This is a genomic window from Streptomyces sp. ICC4, from assembly GCF_003287915.1.
GTDB lineage: Bacteria > Actinomycetota > Actinomycetes > Streptomycetales > Streptomycetaceae > Streptomyces > Streptomyces tritrimontium.
Map to the genome: position 1 here is coordinate 1,385,380 of NZ_CP030286.1, position 15,279 is coordinate 1,400,658.

16 protein-coding genes, 1 tRNA gene and 1 pseudogene are annotated in these 15,279 nt (G+C 73.0%); 7 read left to right on the forward strand and 11 right to left on the reverse strand.

Going from position 1 to position 15,279, the window contains the following annotated elements; all coding sequences use genetic code 11:
• Nucleotides 1–98: 98 nt before the first annotated feature.
• From DRB89_RS06235 to DRB89_RS06245, 3 genes are all read right to left on the reverse strand, one after another.
• Nucleotides 99–302 (reverse strand): cold-shock protein, encoded by a 204-nt coding sequence (locus tag DRB89_RS06235; protein ID WP_112447913.1) that lies wholly within the window; start codon nucleotides 300–302, stop codon nucleotides 99–101.
• A gap of 127 nt (nucleotides 303–429) precedes the next feature.
• Nucleotides 430–1,635 (reverse strand): histidine kinase, encoded by a 1,206-nt coding sequence (locus DRB89_RS06240; RefSeq protein ID WP_162688485.1) that lies wholly within the window; start codon nucleotides 1,633–1,635, stop codon nucleotides 430–432.
• Between the two features lie 125 nt (nucleotides 1,636–1,760).
• Complete coding sequence (locus tag DRB89_RS06245; RefSeq protein WP_112463230.1) at nucleotides 1,761–2,801, reverse strand: transglycosylase family protein; 1,041 nt, start codon at nucleotides 2,799–2,801, stop codon at nucleotides 1,761–1,763.
• A 245-nt stretch (nucleotides 2,802–3,046) separates the two neighbouring features.
• On the opposite strand from DRB89_RS06245, the gene DRB89_RS06250 reads away from it, so the two are divergent.
• Nucleotides 3,047–3,700, forward strand: a complete 654-nt coding sequence (locus DRB89_RS06250) for a response regulator transcription factor (protein WP_112447916.1) — start codon at nucleotides 3,047–3,049, stop codon at nucleotides 3,698–3,700.
• Between the two features lie 89 nt (nucleotides 3,701–3,789).
• Here the strand turns inward: DRB89_RS06250 and DRB89_RS06255 are convergent, their stop codons facing one another.
• From DRB89_RS06255 to DRB89_RS06265, 3 genes are read right to left on the reverse strand one after another with little or no spacing between them, the layout of a single operon-like run.
• Nucleotides 3,790–4,770 (reverse strand): acyl-CoA dehydrogenase family protein, encoded by a 981-nt coding sequence (locus DRB89_RS06255; protein ID WP_112447917.1) that lies wholly within the window; start codon nucleotides 4,768–4,770, stop codon nucleotides 3,790–3,792.
• Nucleotides 4,770–5,915, reverse strand: a complete 1,146-nt coding sequence (locus tag DRB89_RS06260) for an acyl-CoA dehydrogenase family protein (protein ID WP_112447918.1) — start codon at nucleotides 5,913–5,915, stop codon at nucleotides 4,770–4,772. Before DRB89_RS06260 ends, DRB89_RS06255 begins: the two co-directional genes overlap by 1 nt.
• Entirely contained in the window at nucleotides 5,915–6,769 is an 855-nt protein-coding gene (locus DRB89_RS06265) for an enoyl-CoA hydratase (RefSeq protein ID WP_112447919.1), read from the reverse strand. Before DRB89_RS06265 ends, DRB89_RS06260 begins: the two co-directional genes overlap by 1 nt.
• Nucleotides 6,770–6,845: 76 nt before the next feature.
• Between DRB89_RS06265 and DRB89_RS06270 the strand changes: the two genes are divergently transcribed.
• The 4 genes from DRB89_RS06270 to DRB89_RS06285 are packed head-to-tail and all read left to right on the forward strand — an operon-like array spanning nucleotide 6,846 to nucleotide 10,635.
• The gene (locus DRB89_RS06270) at nucleotides 6,846–7,994 is read left to right on the forward strand and encodes an acyl-CoA dehydrogenase family protein (protein WP_112447920.1); all 1,149 of its coding nucleotides are present in this window, start codon (nucleotides 6,846–6,848) and stop codon (nucleotides 7,992–7,994) included.
• Nucleotides 7,991–8,776, forward strand: a complete 786-nt coding sequence (locus tag DRB89_RS06275; protein ID WP_112447921.1) for an SDR family oxidoreductase — start codon at nucleotides 7,991–7,993, stop codon at nucleotides 8,774–8,776. The genes DRB89_RS06270 and DRB89_RS06275 overlap by 4 nt, the downstream gene beginning before the upstream one ends.
• Before the next feature lie 49 nt (nucleotides 8,777–8,825).
• Nucleotides 8,826–9,452, forward strand: a complete 627-nt coding sequence (locus tag DRB89_RS06280) for a TetR/AcrR family transcriptional regulator (RefSeq protein ID WP_112447922.1) — start codon at nucleotides 8,826–8,828, stop codon at nucleotides 9,450–9,452.
• A gap of 25 nt (nucleotides 9,453–9,477) precedes the next feature.
• Nucleotides 9,478–10,635, forward strand: a complete 1,158-nt coding sequence (locus DRB89_RS06285) for an acetyl-CoA C-acetyltransferase (protein ID WP_112447923.1) — start codon at nucleotides 9,478–9,480, stop codon at nucleotides 10,633–10,635.
• Nucleotides 10,636–10,671: 36 nt separating this feature from the next.
• On the opposite strand, the gene DRB89_RS06290 is transcribed toward DRB89_RS06285, so the two are convergent.
• Entirely contained in the window at nucleotides 10,672–10,980 is a 309-nt protein-coding gene (locus DRB89_RS06290; RefSeq protein ID WP_112447924.1) for a hypothetical protein, read from the reverse strand.
• 117 nt (nucleotides 10,981–11,097) lie between these two features.
• On the opposite strand from DRB89_RS06290, the gene DRB89_RS06295 reads away from it, so the two are divergent.
• Nucleotides 11,098–11,170, forward strand: a tRNA-Ser gene (locus DRB89_RS06295).
• A 5-nt stretch (nucleotides 11,171–11,175) separates the two neighbouring features.
• On the opposite strand, the gene DRB89_RS06300 is transcribed toward DRB89_RS06295, so the two are convergent.
• Genes DRB89_RS06300 through DRB89_RS06310 form a run of 3 tightly spaced genes read right to left on the reverse strand, consistent with a single transcriptional unit; the run spans nucleotide 11,176 to nucleotide 13,979 of the window.
• Nucleotides 11,176–12,108, reverse strand: a complete 933-nt coding sequence (locus tag DRB89_RS06300; RefSeq protein ID WP_239516032.1) for an alpha/beta hydrolase — start codon at nucleotides 12,106–12,108, stop codon at nucleotides 11,176–11,178.
• Nucleotides 12,105–12,845 carry a glucose 1-dehydrogenase gene (locus DRB89_RS06305; RefSeq protein WP_112447926.1) on the reverse strand — a complete coding sequence of 247 codons (741 nt, stop codon included), beginning with the start codon at nucleotides 12,843–12,845 and terminating at the stop codon, nucleotides 12,105–12,107. Before DRB89_RS06305 ends, DRB89_RS06300 begins: the two co-directional genes overlap by 4 nt.
• A gap of 3 nt (nucleotides 12,846–12,848) precedes the next feature.
• Nucleotides 12,849–13,979 carry an LLM class flavin-dependent oxidoreductase gene (locus tag DRB89_RS06310; protein WP_112447927.1) on the reverse strand — a complete coding sequence of 377 codons (1,131 nt, stop codon included), beginning with the start codon at nucleotides 13,977–13,979 and terminating at the stop codon, nucleotides 12,849–12,851.
• A 116-nt stretch (nucleotides 13,980–14,095) separates the two neighbouring features.
• On the opposite strand from DRB89_RS06310, the gene DRB89_RS06315 reads away from it, so the two are divergent.
• Nucleotides 14,096–14,779 (forward strand): PadR family transcriptional regulator, encoded by a 684-nt coding sequence (locus DRB89_RS06315; RefSeq protein WP_112447928.1) that lies wholly within the window; start codon nucleotides 14,096–14,098, stop codon nucleotides 14,777–14,779.
• Between the two features lie 47 nt (nucleotides 14,780–14,826).
• On the opposite strand, the pseudogene DRB89_RS06320 reads toward DRB89_RS06315, so the two are convergent.
• A pseudogene (locus tag DRB89_RS06320) lies at nucleotides 14,827–15,225 on the reverse strand (flavin reductase family protein); the annotation flags it as partial.
• Nucleotides 15,226–15,279: the final 54 nt, after the last annotated feature.

The following is a 15,279-nucleotide window of genomic DNA, read 5'->3' on the forward strand; positions in this document are numbered from 1 at the left end:
ACCGGCAGGTACTGCGTACAAAAGCTACAAACAGGTCGAAACAGCAGACAAGCCGGGGCCCGCACCTACTCGGTGCGGACCCCGGCGTGCTGAATACGTCAGGCAGGCAGGATGTTCTCGGCCTGCGGGCCCTTCTGACCCTGGGTGACGTCGAAGGACACGCGCTGGCCCTCGTTGAGCTCACGGAAGCCCTGGGTGGCGATGTTCGAGTAGTGGGCGAAGACGTCCGGGCCGCCACCGTCCTGCTCGATGAAGCCGAAGCCCTTTTCCGAGTTGAACCACTTCACGGTGCCAAGTGCCATTTTTGAATCTCCTGAATAGGCGGCAAAGGGCCCCATCCGGAGATTCCGGCAAAACAATAAAAGCGCCTGTCGGAGCATTCCCGTCAGGCGCACATAAAGTTCATGGGTACCACAACTGCAACGAGCTCTAAGCTAGCACACGTCGGTCGGGGAGTGTCGCGGCGAGCATGTGACCTCCGTCCCGACCGGGCCCGGAGCGCAGTCTGCCGCCCACCTCCGCGAGGGCCGCCCGGAGCCCCGGAATGCCCATCCCGCCTGAGTCGAGGACGATCCGTTCCCCCTCGGGCGCGGTGTTCACCACATCCAGGCGAACCTCCCCGTCCCCGGTGTACAGATTCATCCGAACGGCGGAGCCGGGGGCGTACTTCGCGGCGTTGGTGAGCCCCTCGCGGGCGATCCGCAGCAGCAGCCGCCCGTCGGCCGCCGGGAAGGCCCCGAGGCCGGGCTGCGTGTGGTGGGTGATCTCCATGCCGGTGGCCCGCATGTTCCGCGCCAGGGAGCCGAGGAAGCGGCCGACGTCCACGGGCGAGGTGTGGGACCGGCTGCCCGCGGGGTCGGTGAGCATGTCCAGCACCTCCCTGACCTCCGCCATCGCGGCCCGGGCCGATTCCTCCACGGCCGCGGCCCCCTCCCGCACGCGGGGGTCGGCCCCGGCGTCCAGGCGCAGGGCGGCGGCCTGCATCGTGAGGGCGGTGAGGCGGTGGCCGAGGCCGTCGTGGGTGCGCTGGGCCAAACGGGTGCGCTCCTGTACGACGGCCAGGTCGGCCGCCTGGTCCACGGCGGCGTGGGCCTGGCGGGCCCGCTCGCGCAGCGCGGCCATGACGCGCCGGTTGCGCCGCACCGTCTCCCCGTACAGCGCGGGCACGAGGACGGAGCCGAGCACGAAGGAGGCGGGGTCGCGCCCGGCGTACCCGAGCGGCAGGAAGAGGTCGCGGGTGGCGGCGTAGGCGACGGCCATCAGCAGGACCCCGCCCCAGCGGTGGGCGCGGCCGTACGCGGCCAGGGCGTAGGCGGCGAAGACGAGGGGGCCGCGGTCGTCCGAGACGACGGTCGCGGCGGTGGCCACGAGGGCCGGGAGCCAGGGGCGGGAGCGGCGCCAGAGCAGGGAGGCGGCCGCGAGCCAGCCGGCGGCCAGGCTCGTGGGGTAGTCGCTGACGAGGCCGAAGCGGTGGACGTCGTGGAGGTTGAGGGTGGTGAGCAGCCCGCACAGGAGGGCGAGGCAGATGTCGGTGCGGCGGGCGCGCACCGGGTCGGGCGCTCCGCCGCTCTCCCCGGTCAGGGTGCGCAGCCCGCGTTCCAGGAGCTGTCCGGCGCGACCGGGCACAGCCTGCACGGCTCCACCACCCCCCCATGGGCACATGAATGACGCGAAGCGCGTCACAACGTCCCCCCAGGTTGCCCGCCTTCCGCCGAAGGGGCATCCCGGGGGGACGCCGCACCGATGGTCCGGCTCGGTGTCTACAGGGAGACGCCGAGGCCGTTCAGCCAGGTGACGGGATTGACGTCGGCGCCGTAGCTGTTGCTGGAGCGGACCTCGAAGTGGAGGTGCGGGCCGGTGGAGTTGCCGGTGTTGCCGGACCGGCCGATCTGCTCGCCGGCCAGGACGCGCTCGCCCGCGGAGGCGGTCGCGGAGGACAGGTGGGCGGAGAGGGTGTGGCGGCCGTCGTCGTGCTTGATGACGACGGCGTTGCCGTAGGCGCCCTGCCGGCCGGAGGACACGACGGTGCCGGCGGCGGCGGCCTTGACCGGGGTGCCGGTGGACACCGCGAAGTCGATGCCGGTGTGGTGGCCGGCCGCCCAACCGCCCGACTGGTGGTATCGCGCGGAGACGGTGGCGCCGGAGACGGGCAGGACGCCGGCGCTCTTCGAGGAGTTCGAGGGCTTCGGTGCGGCGGGGGCGTCGGAGCCGCCGCCGGAGCCGGAGCCGTACGCGAGGCGCTGGCCCGGGATGATCATGTTCGGGTCGGAACCGATCACGGAGCGGTTGTCGGTGTACAGCTTCTGCCAGCCGATGCCCAGCTTGGAGCCGATCGTGCCGAGGGTGTCGCCGCTGACGACGCTGTAGGCCTTCCCGGCGGCGGAGGCGCCGGTGCCCTCGGCGGGAGCCTTGGGGGCCGCGGGGGCCTTGGGCGCCTCGGGGGCCGGGCCGCCGCGCTGGAGGCCGGCGAGCTTGCCGCAGGCGGGCCAGGGGCCCGGGCCCTGGGTCGCGAGGACCTTCTCGGCGACGGCGATCTGCTGCGCCTTGGTGGCCCGGTCGGCCTGCGGGGCGTACCGCTTGCCGCCGAACTCCGCCCACGTGGCGGAGGAGAACTGGAGGCCGCCGTAGTAGCCGTTGCCGGTACTGATGCTCCAGTTTCCGGTGGACTCGCACTGGGCGACCTTGTCCCACGTGCCGACCGACGCGGCGGACGCGGGCTGTGCCACGAGACCCACGGCGGCGGGGGCGGCGATGCCGGCGACGACGAGACCGGCGAAGGTGCGGGCAGAGGGGAGAGACATGCGGGGTTCCTGACGTCGGGGACATGGCGAGGCCGGCGCATCGGGTGGAGACGGTGGAGCGGATGGAGCGGCGGTGCGTTCGGCCTCGGTCACCACCGTCCGGGAGGAGAGGGGGTCTCCGAAGTCGCCTAAAGAGGACAAGCGGGGCGGCAAAAGGGGACTGGGGAGCGAGGGTTGTGGGGACCGAGGTCCCGATATGCCGGTAATGTCCGGGATGAGACGGGGATTCAGGGGAGGTGGGTCACATGGCGATCCGGGTGATGGTGGTCGACGACCAGAGCCTCATACGGTCGGGGCTGGTGACCCTGCTGGGGAGCGCGCCCGGCATCGAGGTGGTCGCGGAGGCCGCCGACGGGGCCGAGGCCGTGCCGCTGGCGCGCACGCACCGGCCGGACGTGGTGCTGATGGACCTGGTCATGCCGAGGGTCGACGGCCTGGAGGCGACCCTGCGGCTGCTGCGGCTGCCGGACCCGCCGCGGGTCCTGGTCCTCACCGGCTACACGGCGGACGACCTGGTCCTGGACGCGCTGCGGGCGGGGGCGGCCGGCTTCCTGTTGAAGGACCTGCGCCCCGAGGAGCTCTTCGCCGGCATCCGCACGGTCGCGGCGGGCGGCAGCGCGCTGGCCCCCGGAGTGATGCGGGCCCTGCTGGAGCGGGCGGACACCCGGACCGGCACCCCCGACCACACCGAGCAGCTCTCCACCCTCTCCCCCGGCGAACGGGACGTCCTCGCGCTGGTCGGCGAGGGCCGTACGAACCAGCAGATAGCGCAGGCGCTGCACCTGTCACCGGCGAGCGTGAAGACGTACGTGTCGCGGATCCTGACGCAGCTGGACCTCTCGAACCGGACCCAGGCCGCGATCCTGGCCCACGAGGCCGGCCTGGTCCGCGCGGCGTAGCCGGCCGGGCCTACGGCCTGTCAGGACGGGGTCCCGGGCGGGCGGGGTCCGCCGCGGTGGACACCGGCCCCGCCCCGTACCTACCGCACCTACCGCGCGAGCCCCTGGAGGACCGCCGCCCGGCACTGGGCCGGCGTGCCCCAGGCGTCGCGCAGCGGGCGGGCCTTGCGCAGCCACAGCGAGAGGTCGAGCTCCTCGGTGTAGCCGACGGCGCCGTGCAGCTGGAGGGCCGTCATGGCCGCCGCGTACGCCGCCTCGCCCGCGGTCAGCTTCGCCGCCGCGACCTCCTCGGGGGCGAGGGAGAGGGCGGCCGCCCACAGCAGCGGCCGGGCGAACTCCAGGCCGAGCAGGGTGTCGGCGAGCCGGTGCTTGACCGCCTGGAAGCCGCCGATCGCGGTGCCGAACTGAGTGCGCTGCTTGGCGTACTCCACCGTGCGGGCGAGCAGGGCCTCGCCGGTGCCCAGGCACTGGGCCGCCGTCAGCAGCCGTGCCCAGTCTCCGGCGGCGGCGGCCGCCGCGGTGACGTGCGGGCCGGCCGCCAGGAGTTCGCCGCCGCCCTCCGGGAGGCAGAGGCGCCGGGCGGGGTCGGTGGAGGCCAGGAGCGGGCCGGGGCCGGCCAGGCGCAGTTCCCCGGCCGGCGACACGGTGAACAGGTGCGTCGCCGCGTCCGCGTCCAGCGCGTACGGTCCCGCGCCCGGGAGGGTCAGCGTGGCCGAGGTCTCCCCCGCCGCGAGGCCGGGCAGGAACCGCTTGGCGAGGGCCTCGTCCCCGAGCCGTGAGAGGAGGACGGCGGCGGCGGCCGTCTCCACCGCCGGGCCCGGCACTCCGGCGCGGCCCAGCTCCACGAAGCCGAGCGACAGTTCCAGCGGGAGCGGGCCCACCCCGTCGTACGCCTCGTCGACGGCGAGGGCGAACAGGCTGGTCCCGGCGAGCCGTGTCCACAGGGCCCGGCCGGGGGCGTGGTCGCCCGCGCCCCAGGCCCGTACGGCCGCCGGGACGTCCGAGGCGCCGAGCAGGCCGTGCAGGCTGCGGGCGAAGTCCGACTGTTCTTCGGTCGGCAGGAAGCGCATCAGCGGCGGCCCTTCGGGAGGCCGAGCAGCCGCTCGGCGATGATGTCGCGCTGGATCTCGTTGGTCCCCGCGTAGATGGGTCCGGCCAGCGAGAAGACCCAGGGTTCGGCCCACGCGCCGTCGGCGAGCTCCGCGTGCGGGCCGAGCAGGTCCAGGGCGGTCTCGTGCAGGGCGATGTCGTACTGGGACCAGAAGACCTTGTTGAGGCTGGACTCGGCGCCGATGGTCTCTCCGGCGGCGAACCGGGAGGCGTTGGCCCAGGTGAACAGCTGGTAGGCGCGGGCGCCGACCACGGCGTCCGCGACCCGGTCGCCGAGCGCGGTGTCCGCCGGGTCGCCGGTGCTGCGCCAGAGCCCGACGAGGCGGTCGGCGGCGGCGAGGAAGCGGCCGGGGGCGCGCAGGGTGAGCCCGCGCTCGTTGCCGGTGGTCGACATGGCGATCCGCCAGCCCTGGCCGGGCTCGCCGATCACGTCCGCGTCCGGTACGAAGACCTCGTCGAGGAAGAGCTCCGCGAAGGCGGGCTTGCCGTCGAGCCGGCCGATGGGCCGCACGGTGACGCCGGGGGCGCGCAGGTCGAACATCAGGTACGTGAGCCCCTGGTGCGGTTTCGGGGCGTCCGGGTCGGTGCGGAAGATGCCGAAGGCGCGGTCGGCGAAGGCGGCCCGGGAGGACCAGGTCTTCTGTCCGGACAGCAGCCAGCCGCCCTCGGTGCGCACGGCCCGGGACTTCAGGGAGGCGAGGTCGGAGCCGGATTCCGGCTCGGACCAGGCCTGGGCCCAGATCGTCTCCCCGCTCGCCATGGAGGGCAGGACGCGGGCGCGCTGTTCGTCCGTGGCGTGGTCGAAGAGGGTGGGGGCGAGGAGGTTGATGCCGTTCTGGGAGACCCGGCCGGGGGCGCCGGCGGCCCAGTACTCCTCCTCGAAGACCAGCCAGTGCTCGATGCCGGCGCCGCGGCCGCCGTACTCCTCGGGCCAGGAGACCACCGACCAGCGGTGGGCGTGCAGGAGGGCCTCCCAGTCCCGGTGGGCGGCGAATCCCTCCGCGGTTTCCAGGGAGAGCAGGGGGGAGGCGGGGACGTGGGCGGCCAGCCAGGCGCGCGCTTCGGCGCGGAAGGCCTGGACGTCCGGCGCGTGGTTCAGGTCCATCAGCTGTTCGCCTCCTTCATGGCGGCTATGTTCATGCCGCCGAGCGAGTCCGCGGCCGTCTCGGCGTTGTGGGCGTGCGCGAGGTGGTGCAGGCCGAAGACGGAGTCCATGCCCGAGTGCAGGCCCTGGAGGTCCTCGGCCTGGTTGACCGCCCGCTTGGTGAGGGCGAGGCCGAAGCTCGGCATCTCGGCGATCCGCAGGGCGAGGCGGTCGGTCTCCCGCGCCAGTTCGGCCCGTGCGACGACGCGGTTGACCATGCCGATCTCGTACGCGCGCCGGGCGGACATCCGGTCGCCGGTGTACAGGAACTCCTTCGCGATGCGCGGGGGCATCGCCCACGGGTGCGCGAAGTACTCGACGCCCGGGATGCCCATGCGGACGACGGGGTCCGCGAAGAAGGCGTCCTCGCCCGCCACGATGAGGTCGCAGACCCAGGCGAGCATCAGGCCGCCGGCCACGCACGCGCCGTGGACGGAGGCGATGACGGGTTTGGGCAGCTCGCGCCAGCGGCGGCACATGCCGAGGTAGACCTCGGATTCGCGGGCGAAGCGGGATTCGGCGCCGGGGCGCCGCGAGTGGTCCCACCACAGGCCGGCGCGGCGTTCGAAGGGCAGGTGCGCGTCGCGGTCCGGGGTGCCGATGTCGTGGCCCGCCGAGAAGTGCTCGCCGGCGCCGGCCAGGACCACGACCTTGACCTCCGGGTCGTCGGCGGCCCGGTAGAAGGCGTCGTCGAGCGCGTAGGTCATGGCGCTGTTCTGCGCGTTGCGGTAGCGGGGGCGGTTCATGGTCACGTACGCCACCGGGCCGCGGCGCTCGTAGAGCACCGGCGTCTCGGGGTCGGGGGCAGCGGGCATCCGGCTTCCTTCGCTCACGGAGCTTCCGTCCTTCACAAACTTCCCTAACAAGTGTTTGGTAGGTTAACGTACGGCCATGAGCAGCGTCGAGGAGTTCCGCACCGAGGTTCGGAGTTGGCTACGGGCCCACCTCACCGGCGGGTTCGCCGACCTCAAGGGCCGCGGCGGACCCGGCCGCGAGCACGAGGCCTTCGACGAACGCCTCGCCTGGGAGCGGCACATGGCGGCCCACGGCTGGACCTGCGTCGGCTGGCCCGTCGAATACGGCGGCCGCGGCGCGAGCACCGGGCAGCAGATCGCCTTCCACGAGGAGTACGCCCTCGCCGACGCGCCCGCGCGCGTGAACCACATCGGCGAGCAGCTCCTCGGCCCCACCCTCATCGCCCACGGCACCGAGGAGCAGCGGCGGCGCTTCCTGCCGCCCATCCGGGCCGTGGAGGAACTGTGGTGCCAGGGCTACAGCGAGCCCGGCGCCGGCTCCGACCTGGCGGGGGTCCGCACCCGGGCCGCCCTGGTGGACGGCGTGTGGGTGGTGGACGGCCAGAAGATCTGGACCTCGCTGGCCCATCAGTCGCAGTGGTGCTTCGTCCTGGCCCGCACCTCGCCCGGCTCACGGCGCCACGCGGGACTGTCCTACCTCCTGGTCCCGATGGACCAGGAGGGCGTGGAGGTCCGGCCGATCACCCAGCTGACGGGCACCTGCGAGTTCAACGAGGTCTTCTTCGACGGGGCCCGCACCGACGCCGCCCACCTCGTGGGTGCCCCCGGCGAGGGCTGGGCCGTAGCCATGGCCACCCTCGGCTTCGAGCGCGGCGTCTCCACCCTCGGCCAGCAGGTCGGCTTCCGCCGCGAGCTGGAGAACCTGGCCGAACTGGCCCGCGGCAACGGCGCGATGGCCGATCCGCTGATCCGCGACCGGCTCGTCCGGGCCTGGATCGGCCTGGAGACCATGCGCGCCGGCGCCCTGCGGCCCGGCGCGGCCCCGTCGGCCGCCAAGCTGTACTGGGCCCGCTGGCACCGGGACCTGGGCGAACTGGCCATGGACGTGTGCGGCGCCGCCTCGCTCGTCGCCGCCGGCGCGCACGGGGACCCGTACGACCTCGACGACTGGCAGCGGCTCTTCCTCTTCTCCCGCTCCGACACCATCTACGCGGGCTCGGACGAGATCCAGCGCAACATCCTCGCCGAGCGCATCCTCGGCCTTCCCAAGGAGGTACGGGCGTGAACGCACCCGAGTACGTGTCCGGGCACGGGCTGCTGGCGGGCCGGACGGCCGTCATCACCGCCGCCGCCGGAGCCGGCATCGGCGGGGCCACCGCACGGCGGTTCCTGGAGGAGGGCGCCCGCGTGATCGTCAGCGACGCCCACGCCCGGCGCCTGAAGGAGAGCGAGGACGCGCTGGCCGCGGAGTTCGGCGCGGACCGCGTCGCCTCCCTGCCCTGCGACGTCACCGACGAGGAGCAGGTCCAAGCGCTGTTCGCGCTCGCCGAACAGACGCACGGCGGCCTCGACATCGTCGTCAACAACGCGGGCCTCGGCGGGACGGCGAACCTCGTCGACATGACCGACGACCAGTGGTCGCGGGTCCTGGACGTGACCTTGAACGGCACCTTCCGCTGCACCCGCGCCGCGATGCGCTCCCTGCGGGCCGCCGGCACCGGGCGCGGGGTCATCGTCAACAACGCCTCCGTCGTCGGCTGGCGCGCCCAGACCGGGCAGGCCCACTACGCCGCCGCCAAGGCCGGGGTGATGGCGCTGACCCGCTGCGCGGCGCTGGAGGCTGCGGAGTTCGGCGTACGGATCAACGCGGTCGCCCCGAGCCTGGCCATGCACCCGCACCTGGTGAAGGTCACCAGCGAGGAGCTGCTCGCCGAGCTCACCGCCCGGGAGGCCTTCGGGCGGTACGCCGAACCGTGGGAGGTCGCCAACGTCATCGTCTTCCTGGCCAGCGGCTACTCGTCGTACATGACGGGCGAGACCGTGTCGGTCAGCAGTCAGCGCGCCTAGCGGAAGCCGTGCCGACCGGACCCGGCTCCCGCTGGCCCAGAATGGGCGCGTGCCAACGAACAAGCCGACAGCCAAGAAGAAGCCCCAGGTGACGGCGTCGCCCGAACGCCGCCGCGAACTCCTCGACACCGCCGCCGAGGTCTTCGCCGCGCAGGGCTACAACGCCACCACCGTCCGCAAGATCGCCGATGCCGCCGGGATGCTCGCCGGCAGCCTCTACTACCACTTCGATTCCAAGGAATCGATGCTCGACGAGATCCTCTCCGCCTTCCTGAACGAGCTGTGGGAGGGGTACGACACCGTCCTCGCCGCCGGTCTCGGACCCCGGCAGACCATCGAGGCCCTCGTCACCGAATCGTTCCGGGAGATCGACCGGCACCGCGCCGCCGTCGCGATCTACCAGAAGGAATCCCGGCACCTCTCCGCCCAGCCCCGCTTCCACTACCTCTCCGACTCGCAGGTCAAGTTCGAGAAGGCGTGGCTGGGGACGCTGGAGCGCGGGGTCGCCGCCGAGGTCTTCCGCGCCGACCTGGACATTCGCCTCACCTACCGCTTCGTGCGCGACACGGTGTGGGTGGCGGCGTCCTGGTACCGGCCGGGCGGCCAGCACAGTCCCGAGGAGATCGCCCGCCAGTACCTGTCGATGGTGCTGGACGGCATCGCCACACGCACGTAACCCCGCATACCCCTGAGGAGTTCTGATGCCCGAGGCCTACATAGTCGAAGCGGTGCGCACCCCGGTGGGCCGGCGCAAGGGGGGCCTGTCCGAGGTCCACCCGGCCGACCTGGGGGCGCACGTCCTCAAGGCCCTCGTCGAACGGTCCGGGATCGACCCGGCGGCCGTCGAGGACGTGGTGTTCGGCTGCCTCGACACGGTGGGGCCGCAGGCGGGCGACATCGCGCGCACGGCCTGGCTGGCGGCGGGGCTCCCCGAGGAGGTCCCGGGCGTCACCATCGACCGGCAGTGCGGATCGTCGCAGCAGGCGGTGCACTTCGCGGCCCAGGGCGTCATGTCCGGAACGCAGGACCTGGTGGTCGCGGGCGGCACCCAGAACATGTCGATGATCCCGATCGCCTTCGCCTCGCGGCAGGCGGCGGAGCCGCTGGGCTTCACCGAAGGCCCGTACCTGGGGTCGGCGGGGTGGCGGGCACGGTACGGGGACTCCCCGATCAACCAGTTCCACGGCGCCCAGCTGATCGCGGAGAAGTGGGGCATCTCGCGGGAGGACATGGAGCGCTTCGCCCTGCGCTCCCACCAGCGGGCGCTGCGGGCGATCGACGAGGGGCGCTTCGAGCGGGAGATCGTGCCGTACGGCGGGGTATCGGTCGACGAGGGCCCGCGCCGCGACACCACGTTGGAGAGGATGGCGGGTCTGAAGCCGGTCATGGAGGGCGGCACGATCACGGCGGCGGTCTCCTCCCAGGTCTCGGACGGGGCGGCGGCGATGCTGCTGGCCTCCGAGCGGGCGGTACGGGAACACGGCCTGCGCCCGCGCGCCCGCATCCACCACCTGTCGGTCCGCGGCGAGGACCCGATCCGCATGCTGTCCGCGCCGATCCCGGCGACGGCCTACGCCCTGAAGAAGACCGGCATGTCCCTCTCGGACATCGACCTGGTCGAGATCAACGAGGCCTTCGCCCCGGTGGCCCTGGCCTGGCTGAAGGAGACCGGCGCGGACCCGGAGCGGGTCAACGTCAACGGCGGCGCGATCGCCCTGGGCCACCCCCTGGGCGCGACGGGCGTCAAGCTGATGACGACGCTCCTGCACGAACTGGAGCGCACGGGAGGCCGCTTCGGCCTCCAGACCATGTGCGAGGGCGGCGGCCAGGCCAACGTCACCATCATCGAGCGGCTCTAGCCTCCGCCCCGGTCCGCTGACCGGCCGGCGGACCGGTCAGCGGCGGGAGATCCGGGTCAACACGACCGTCTGGATCAGGGCCAGGACCCCGGTCAGCACCTGCCAGGGGACCTCGTCCCCGGCCCGGACACCGCACCACACGATCAGCACCGCCCCACCCGCGAGCACCGTCCGCAGGACGAAGCCGGCCTCGGTACCGTTCGGCACCCCGGACACGAAGGCGAACAGCACCAGCATGACCGGCAGCCAGTGCGACGGGTCGCCGCGCAGCAGCAGGACGGCGGCGAACTCCGCTGCCAGGGCGAGGGAGTTGCGCGCCAGCACCCCGGGGACCGATATCGACATGCGCACATCATGCCGGGGATATCCGCGTGCGCGGCGGCCGGGGCCGCGGCGAGGTGCCGTGCCGGGCGCCGCGACCCGGTGGACCTTTCCGGTCACAGCGCTAAGCTTCGGGCAAGGGCTGGGTCGTAGCGCAGAGGCAGCGCATCCCTTGCTAAGGGAAGGACGCCGGTTCGAATCCGGCCGCCCAGCCCCCCTCTACTTCGCGGCCGTGGCCGTGGTCGCCAGCCACGCCCCGGCCGCCCGGATCACCCCGGCCGCGGCCGGGAGCGGCAGGCCCAGGAAGCCGTGGAAGACCCCGGGCACCAGGTGGACGCCGCAGTCCACGCCCGCCTCCCCCAGCCGGCGCCCGTACGCCAGCCCCTCGTCCCGCAGCACGTCGCAGTCCGCGAGGACGATCAGCGTGCGCGGGAGACCGGACAGGTCGGGGGCGCGGAGCGGGGACACGTGCGGGTGTTCCGGGTCGCCGCCGCCGACGTACTGGTCCCAGTACCAGGCCATGTGGGCCGCCGTGTGGAAGTACCCCTCCCCGAACCCGGCCACCGACGGCGAGTCCATCGACGCGTCCAGCGGCGGGTAGAACAGCAGCTGGCCCGCGATCAGTTCGGGGGCCCGCAGGGCGGTCACGGCCGCCAGGTTGCCCCCGCTGGAGTCCCCCGCGACCACCAGCCTCGCGGGGTCGCAGCCCAGTGCGGCGGCCCGCGCGCGGGCCCACAGGAGCACCGTCAGCGCGTCGTCCGGCGCCGCCGGCCACGGGTGCTCGGGGGCGAGGCGGTAGTCCGCGGAGACCACCACCGCGCCCGAGGCCGCGGCCAGCGCCCGGCACAGCGCGTCGTGGGTGTCCAGGCCGCACATCACCCAGCCCCCGCCGTGGAACCAGGCGACGAGGGGGCGGCCCGCGGCGCCCGGCGCGGGATCGTAGATCCGGACCGGGACGCCGTCCGCGACCGCGTCCCGCACCGAGGCCACCTCCACGCCCGCTGCCCGGCCCGGATCCCGGCCCGCCGCGGCGGCGGCCCGCAGGGCCGCCACGTCGCCCGGCCCGGGGAAGCCTGCCGACATCGCGTCGCACAGCCGGCGGGCCGCCCCGGACAAGGAGCCGCCCATCGTGACGCCCATGGAGTCGCTCATCGCGCCGTCATCCCCCCGTCGACCGTGAACTCCGCCCCCGTGATGTACGAGGACGCGTCCGAGCAGAGGAAGAGGACCAGCTCCCCGACCTCCTCGGGCCGCCCGATCCGCCCCAGCGGCACGTGCGACCAGTCCCGCCCCGCGACCGCCCCGCTGACCATCGGGGTGTCGATCGCCCCCGGATGGACCGAGTTGATCCTGATCCCGTCCCCGGCCAGGTCCAGCGCCGCCGACTTCGTCAGCCCGCGCAGCGCGTACTTGGTCGACCCGTACGCCGCGTGGCCCGGGATGCCCTTGAGTCCGGCGGTGGAGGAGACGTTGACGATCGAGCCGCCCCCGCCGGCGCGCAGCACCGGGGCCAGCGCCTGGATGCCGAGGAAGGGGCCGAGCAGGTTGACCCGCAGCAGGGCCTCGAAGTCCTCGAGGCCCTGGCGCTCCACGTGGGCCGTGCGCCACAGCGCCGCGTTGTTGACGAGCGCCGAGACGGTCCCGAAGGCGCGTACGGCCTCGCGGACCACCTGCGCCCAGCTGTCCGCCTCGGCCACGTCGTGGCGCACGTAGAGCCCCTGGCCGCCCAGCGAGGCGGCGACCTCGCGGCCCTCCTCCTCCCGGACGTCGGTGACGACCACCCGGGCGCCGGCCTCGGCGCACAGCCGGGCCCCGGCGGCGCCCTGGCCGCGGCCTGCGCCGGTGATGACGACGACCTTGCCGTCGAGACGGACGGAGCCTGCGGACACGGTTCAGCCCTCCAGCGCGCGGAAGTGCGGGATGACGTGCTCGCCCCACTGGCGGATGGTCTCCATGCACGCCTCCTGCGGAACGGTGCCCATCTGGATCAGGCACATGACCTCGTCGACGCCGATCTCGCGCAGCCGCTCGACGTAGGCGATGGCGGTCCCGGCGTTTCCGTAGGCATGTTCGGCGTTGTAGGTGCCGGTGTCCACGGGTCGGGCCGGGATGTTCGCCTCGTGCAGTGTGGCGACGAGCTCCTCGCGGCCGCGCTCCAGGGCGGCCACGTGGTCCTCGGCGCTCTCCTCCTCGGAGTAGCCGGTGGGCGCGGGGGCGTTGCCGTACCAGTGCGCGATGGACTCGGCGAAGAAGCGCTGGCCGCGGGTGCCCAGGCGCAGGGCGCGCTCCGCGTCGTCGAGGACGATGGTCGGGCAGAGGGCGGAGAGGTGGTCGTTGACCTCGGTGGAGACGAAGCGGTCGCCGGTGCGGGTGGCGATGGCCTCGTCGTACACCTTGCGCATCGCGCGGACGTCGTCGGCGCCGGCGAAGCCCATCACCAGTGCCCCGATGCCCAGTTCGGCGGCGAGCTTGAGGGTGTCGTGCTTGGAGCAGGCCATGAAGAGCGGCGGGTGGGGGCCCTGGACCGGGCGGGGCAGGATCGCGCCGGGTCCGATGTCGATGGAGCCGTGCCACTCGAACCGCTCCTCGCGCCAGGCCGAGGAGAAGATCCGCAGCGCCTCTTCCATCTGCGGGTAGGTGTCCTCGGGCCGGACCCCGTACATGGACATCTCCTGGCGGGTGGCCCCGCGCCCGGCGCCGATGTCGACGCGGCCCCCGGAGAGCACGTCGAGCATGGCGGCGCGTTCGGCGACGCGCACGGGGTGCTGGTAGCCGAAGGGCATGGTCACGACGCCGTGGCCGATGCGGATCCTCCGGGTGCGGGCGGCGACCCAGGTCAGGAAGATCTCGGAGGCGCTCATGTGGGCGTACTGGGTGAGGGCATGGTGCTCGACGGCCCAGATCCGGTCGAAGCCCATCTCCTCGGCGAACACGGCCTGTTCGACGCAGTCGTGGATGACCTGGCGTTCGCGTTCGGGGGTCGGGTCGACGAGCTGGGCCTCGAAGATCATCGAGAACTTCATGGGGAACCTCCCAGCCGTGCACCGGGCACGGCACGTGAACGATGTATTTCGATTAGGAATACTTCTAGCAGTCATACTTCACCGGGGGAAGAGTCACCGCGAAGACCGGTCGTAGACTGCGCTGCGTGGCGAACCAGGCGGCAGACGAGACGAACAAGCGCACGCTCCCGGCAACCAGCTGGGCTGTGCTCGGGCTGCTCTCCTTCGGAGAGGAGCTCTCCGGCTACGACCTGAAGAAGTGGTCGGACTGGTCGCTGCGCTTCTTCTACTGGAGCCCGTCCTTCAGCCAGATCTACAGCGAGCTCAAGCGGCTGGAGAAGGCCGGCTACGCCTCCTCGCGGATGGTCGCCCAGGAGACCGGCACCCGCGACAAGCGCGTGTACCGGATCACCGGCGAGGGCATGGCGGCCGTACGGGAATGGGCGCGCGAGGCGCCCGTCGACCCGCCGGTGCTCAAGCACGGGCCGATGCTGCGGCTATGGCTGGGCCACCTGCTGGAGCCGGAGCAGATGCGCGAAGTCCTCGTACAGCACCAGGAGTTCGCGGAGAAGATGCGCCGGCGCGCGGTGGCCGACGCGGACGGGGCCAAGGACGAGGCCTCGTGGGCGTACCCGACGCTCACCCTGAAGTGGGCGGAGCGCTACTACGCCTCCGAGCGCGACCTCGCCGCCGCCATGCTCGACGACATCGAGGCGCTGGCGGCGGGCCGGAACCCGGGCGGCGCCGGGACCGGCGGACCGGGCACGGCGGGGAAGCCCGACGGGGCGGGGAAGTCCGGCGCGGCCGGCAAGCGCCCGTAGGCGCGCCGGAAGTAGAGCAGCGGAGCGCCTTCGCGGTGCGCCGCCAGGGCGGTGACCCGGCCGAGCGCGATGGCGTGGTCGCCGCCGTCCAGGACGGCCTCCAGATCGCACGCGACGGAGGCGAGCACCCCGTCCAGGAGGGGCGCGCCGTTGCCGCCCGCGCGCCAGGCGACGCCGGCGAACTTGTCGCCCCCGGTGACGGCGAACCGGCGGCACAGGTCCTGCTGGTCGGCGGCGAGGATGTTGACGGCGAAGGCGCCGGCGGCCTGGATCCTCGGCCAGGTGGTGGACGTACGGGCCGGGCAGAAGCAGACCAGCGGCGGGTCCAGCGAAACGGACGAGAAGGACTGCACGGCCATCCCGACGGGACGGCCGTCGGCTTCGCGTGCCGTGATGACGGCGACCCCGGTGCAGAAGCTGGACAGGACCGACTTCATGTCGGACATGAGAACCTCCCCTGATTATTCCTACTAGGTATATGCCTAACCGAAACACCTGTG

What these genes read in the sequence shown, in the direction of transcription:
- DRB89_RS06255 (WP_112447917.1), bottom strand. Translation starts at nt 4,770, where the DNA reads ATGCGCTTCCTGCCGACCGAAGAACAGTCGGACTTCGCCCGCAGCCTG.
- DRB89_RS06270 (WP_112447920.1), top strand. Translation starts at nt 6,846, where the DNA reads ATGAGCAGCGTCGAGGAGTTCCGCACCGAGGTTCGGAGTTGGCTACGG.
- DRB89_RS06285 (WP_112447923.1), top strand. Translation starts at nt 9,478, where the DNA reads ATGCCCGAGGCCTACATAGTCGAAGCGGTGCGCACCCCGGTGGGCCGG.
- DRB89_RS06245 (WP_112463230.1), bottom strand. Translation starts at nt 2,801, where the DNA reads ATGTCTCTCCCCTCTGCCCGCACCTTCGCCGGTCTCGTCGTCGCCGGC.
- DRB89_RS06260 (WP_112447918.1), bottom strand. Translation starts at nt 5,915, where the DNA reads ATGGACCTGAACCACGCGCCGGACGTCCAGGCCTTCCGCGCCGAAGCG.
- DRB89_RS06300 (WP_239516032.1), bottom strand. Translation starts at nt 12,108, where the DNA reads ATGAGCGACTCCATGGGCGTCACGATGGGCGGCTCCTTGTCCGGGGCG.
- DRB89_RS06290 (WP_112447924.1), bottom strand. Translation starts at nt 10,980, where the DNA reads ATGTCGATATCGGTCCCCGGGGTGCTGGCGCGCAACTCCCTCGCCCTG.
- DRB89_RS06235 (WP_112447913.1), bottom strand. Translation starts at nt 302, where the DNA reads ATGGCACTTGGCACCGTGAAGTGGTTCAACTCGGAAAAGGGCTTCGGC.
- DRB89_RS06265 (WP_112447919.1), bottom strand. Translation starts at nt 6,769, where the DNA reads ATGCCCGCTGCCCCCGACCCCGAGACGCCGGTGCTCTACGAGCGCCGC.
- DRB89_RS06250 (WP_112447916.1), top strand. Translation starts at nt 3,047, where the DNA reads ATGGCGATCCGGGTGATGGTGGTCGACGACCAGAGCCTCATACGGTCG.
- DRB89_RS06310 (WP_112447927.1), bottom strand. Translation starts at nt 13,979, where the DNA reads ATGAAGTTCTCGATGATCTTCGAGGCCCAGCTCGTCGACCCGACCCCC.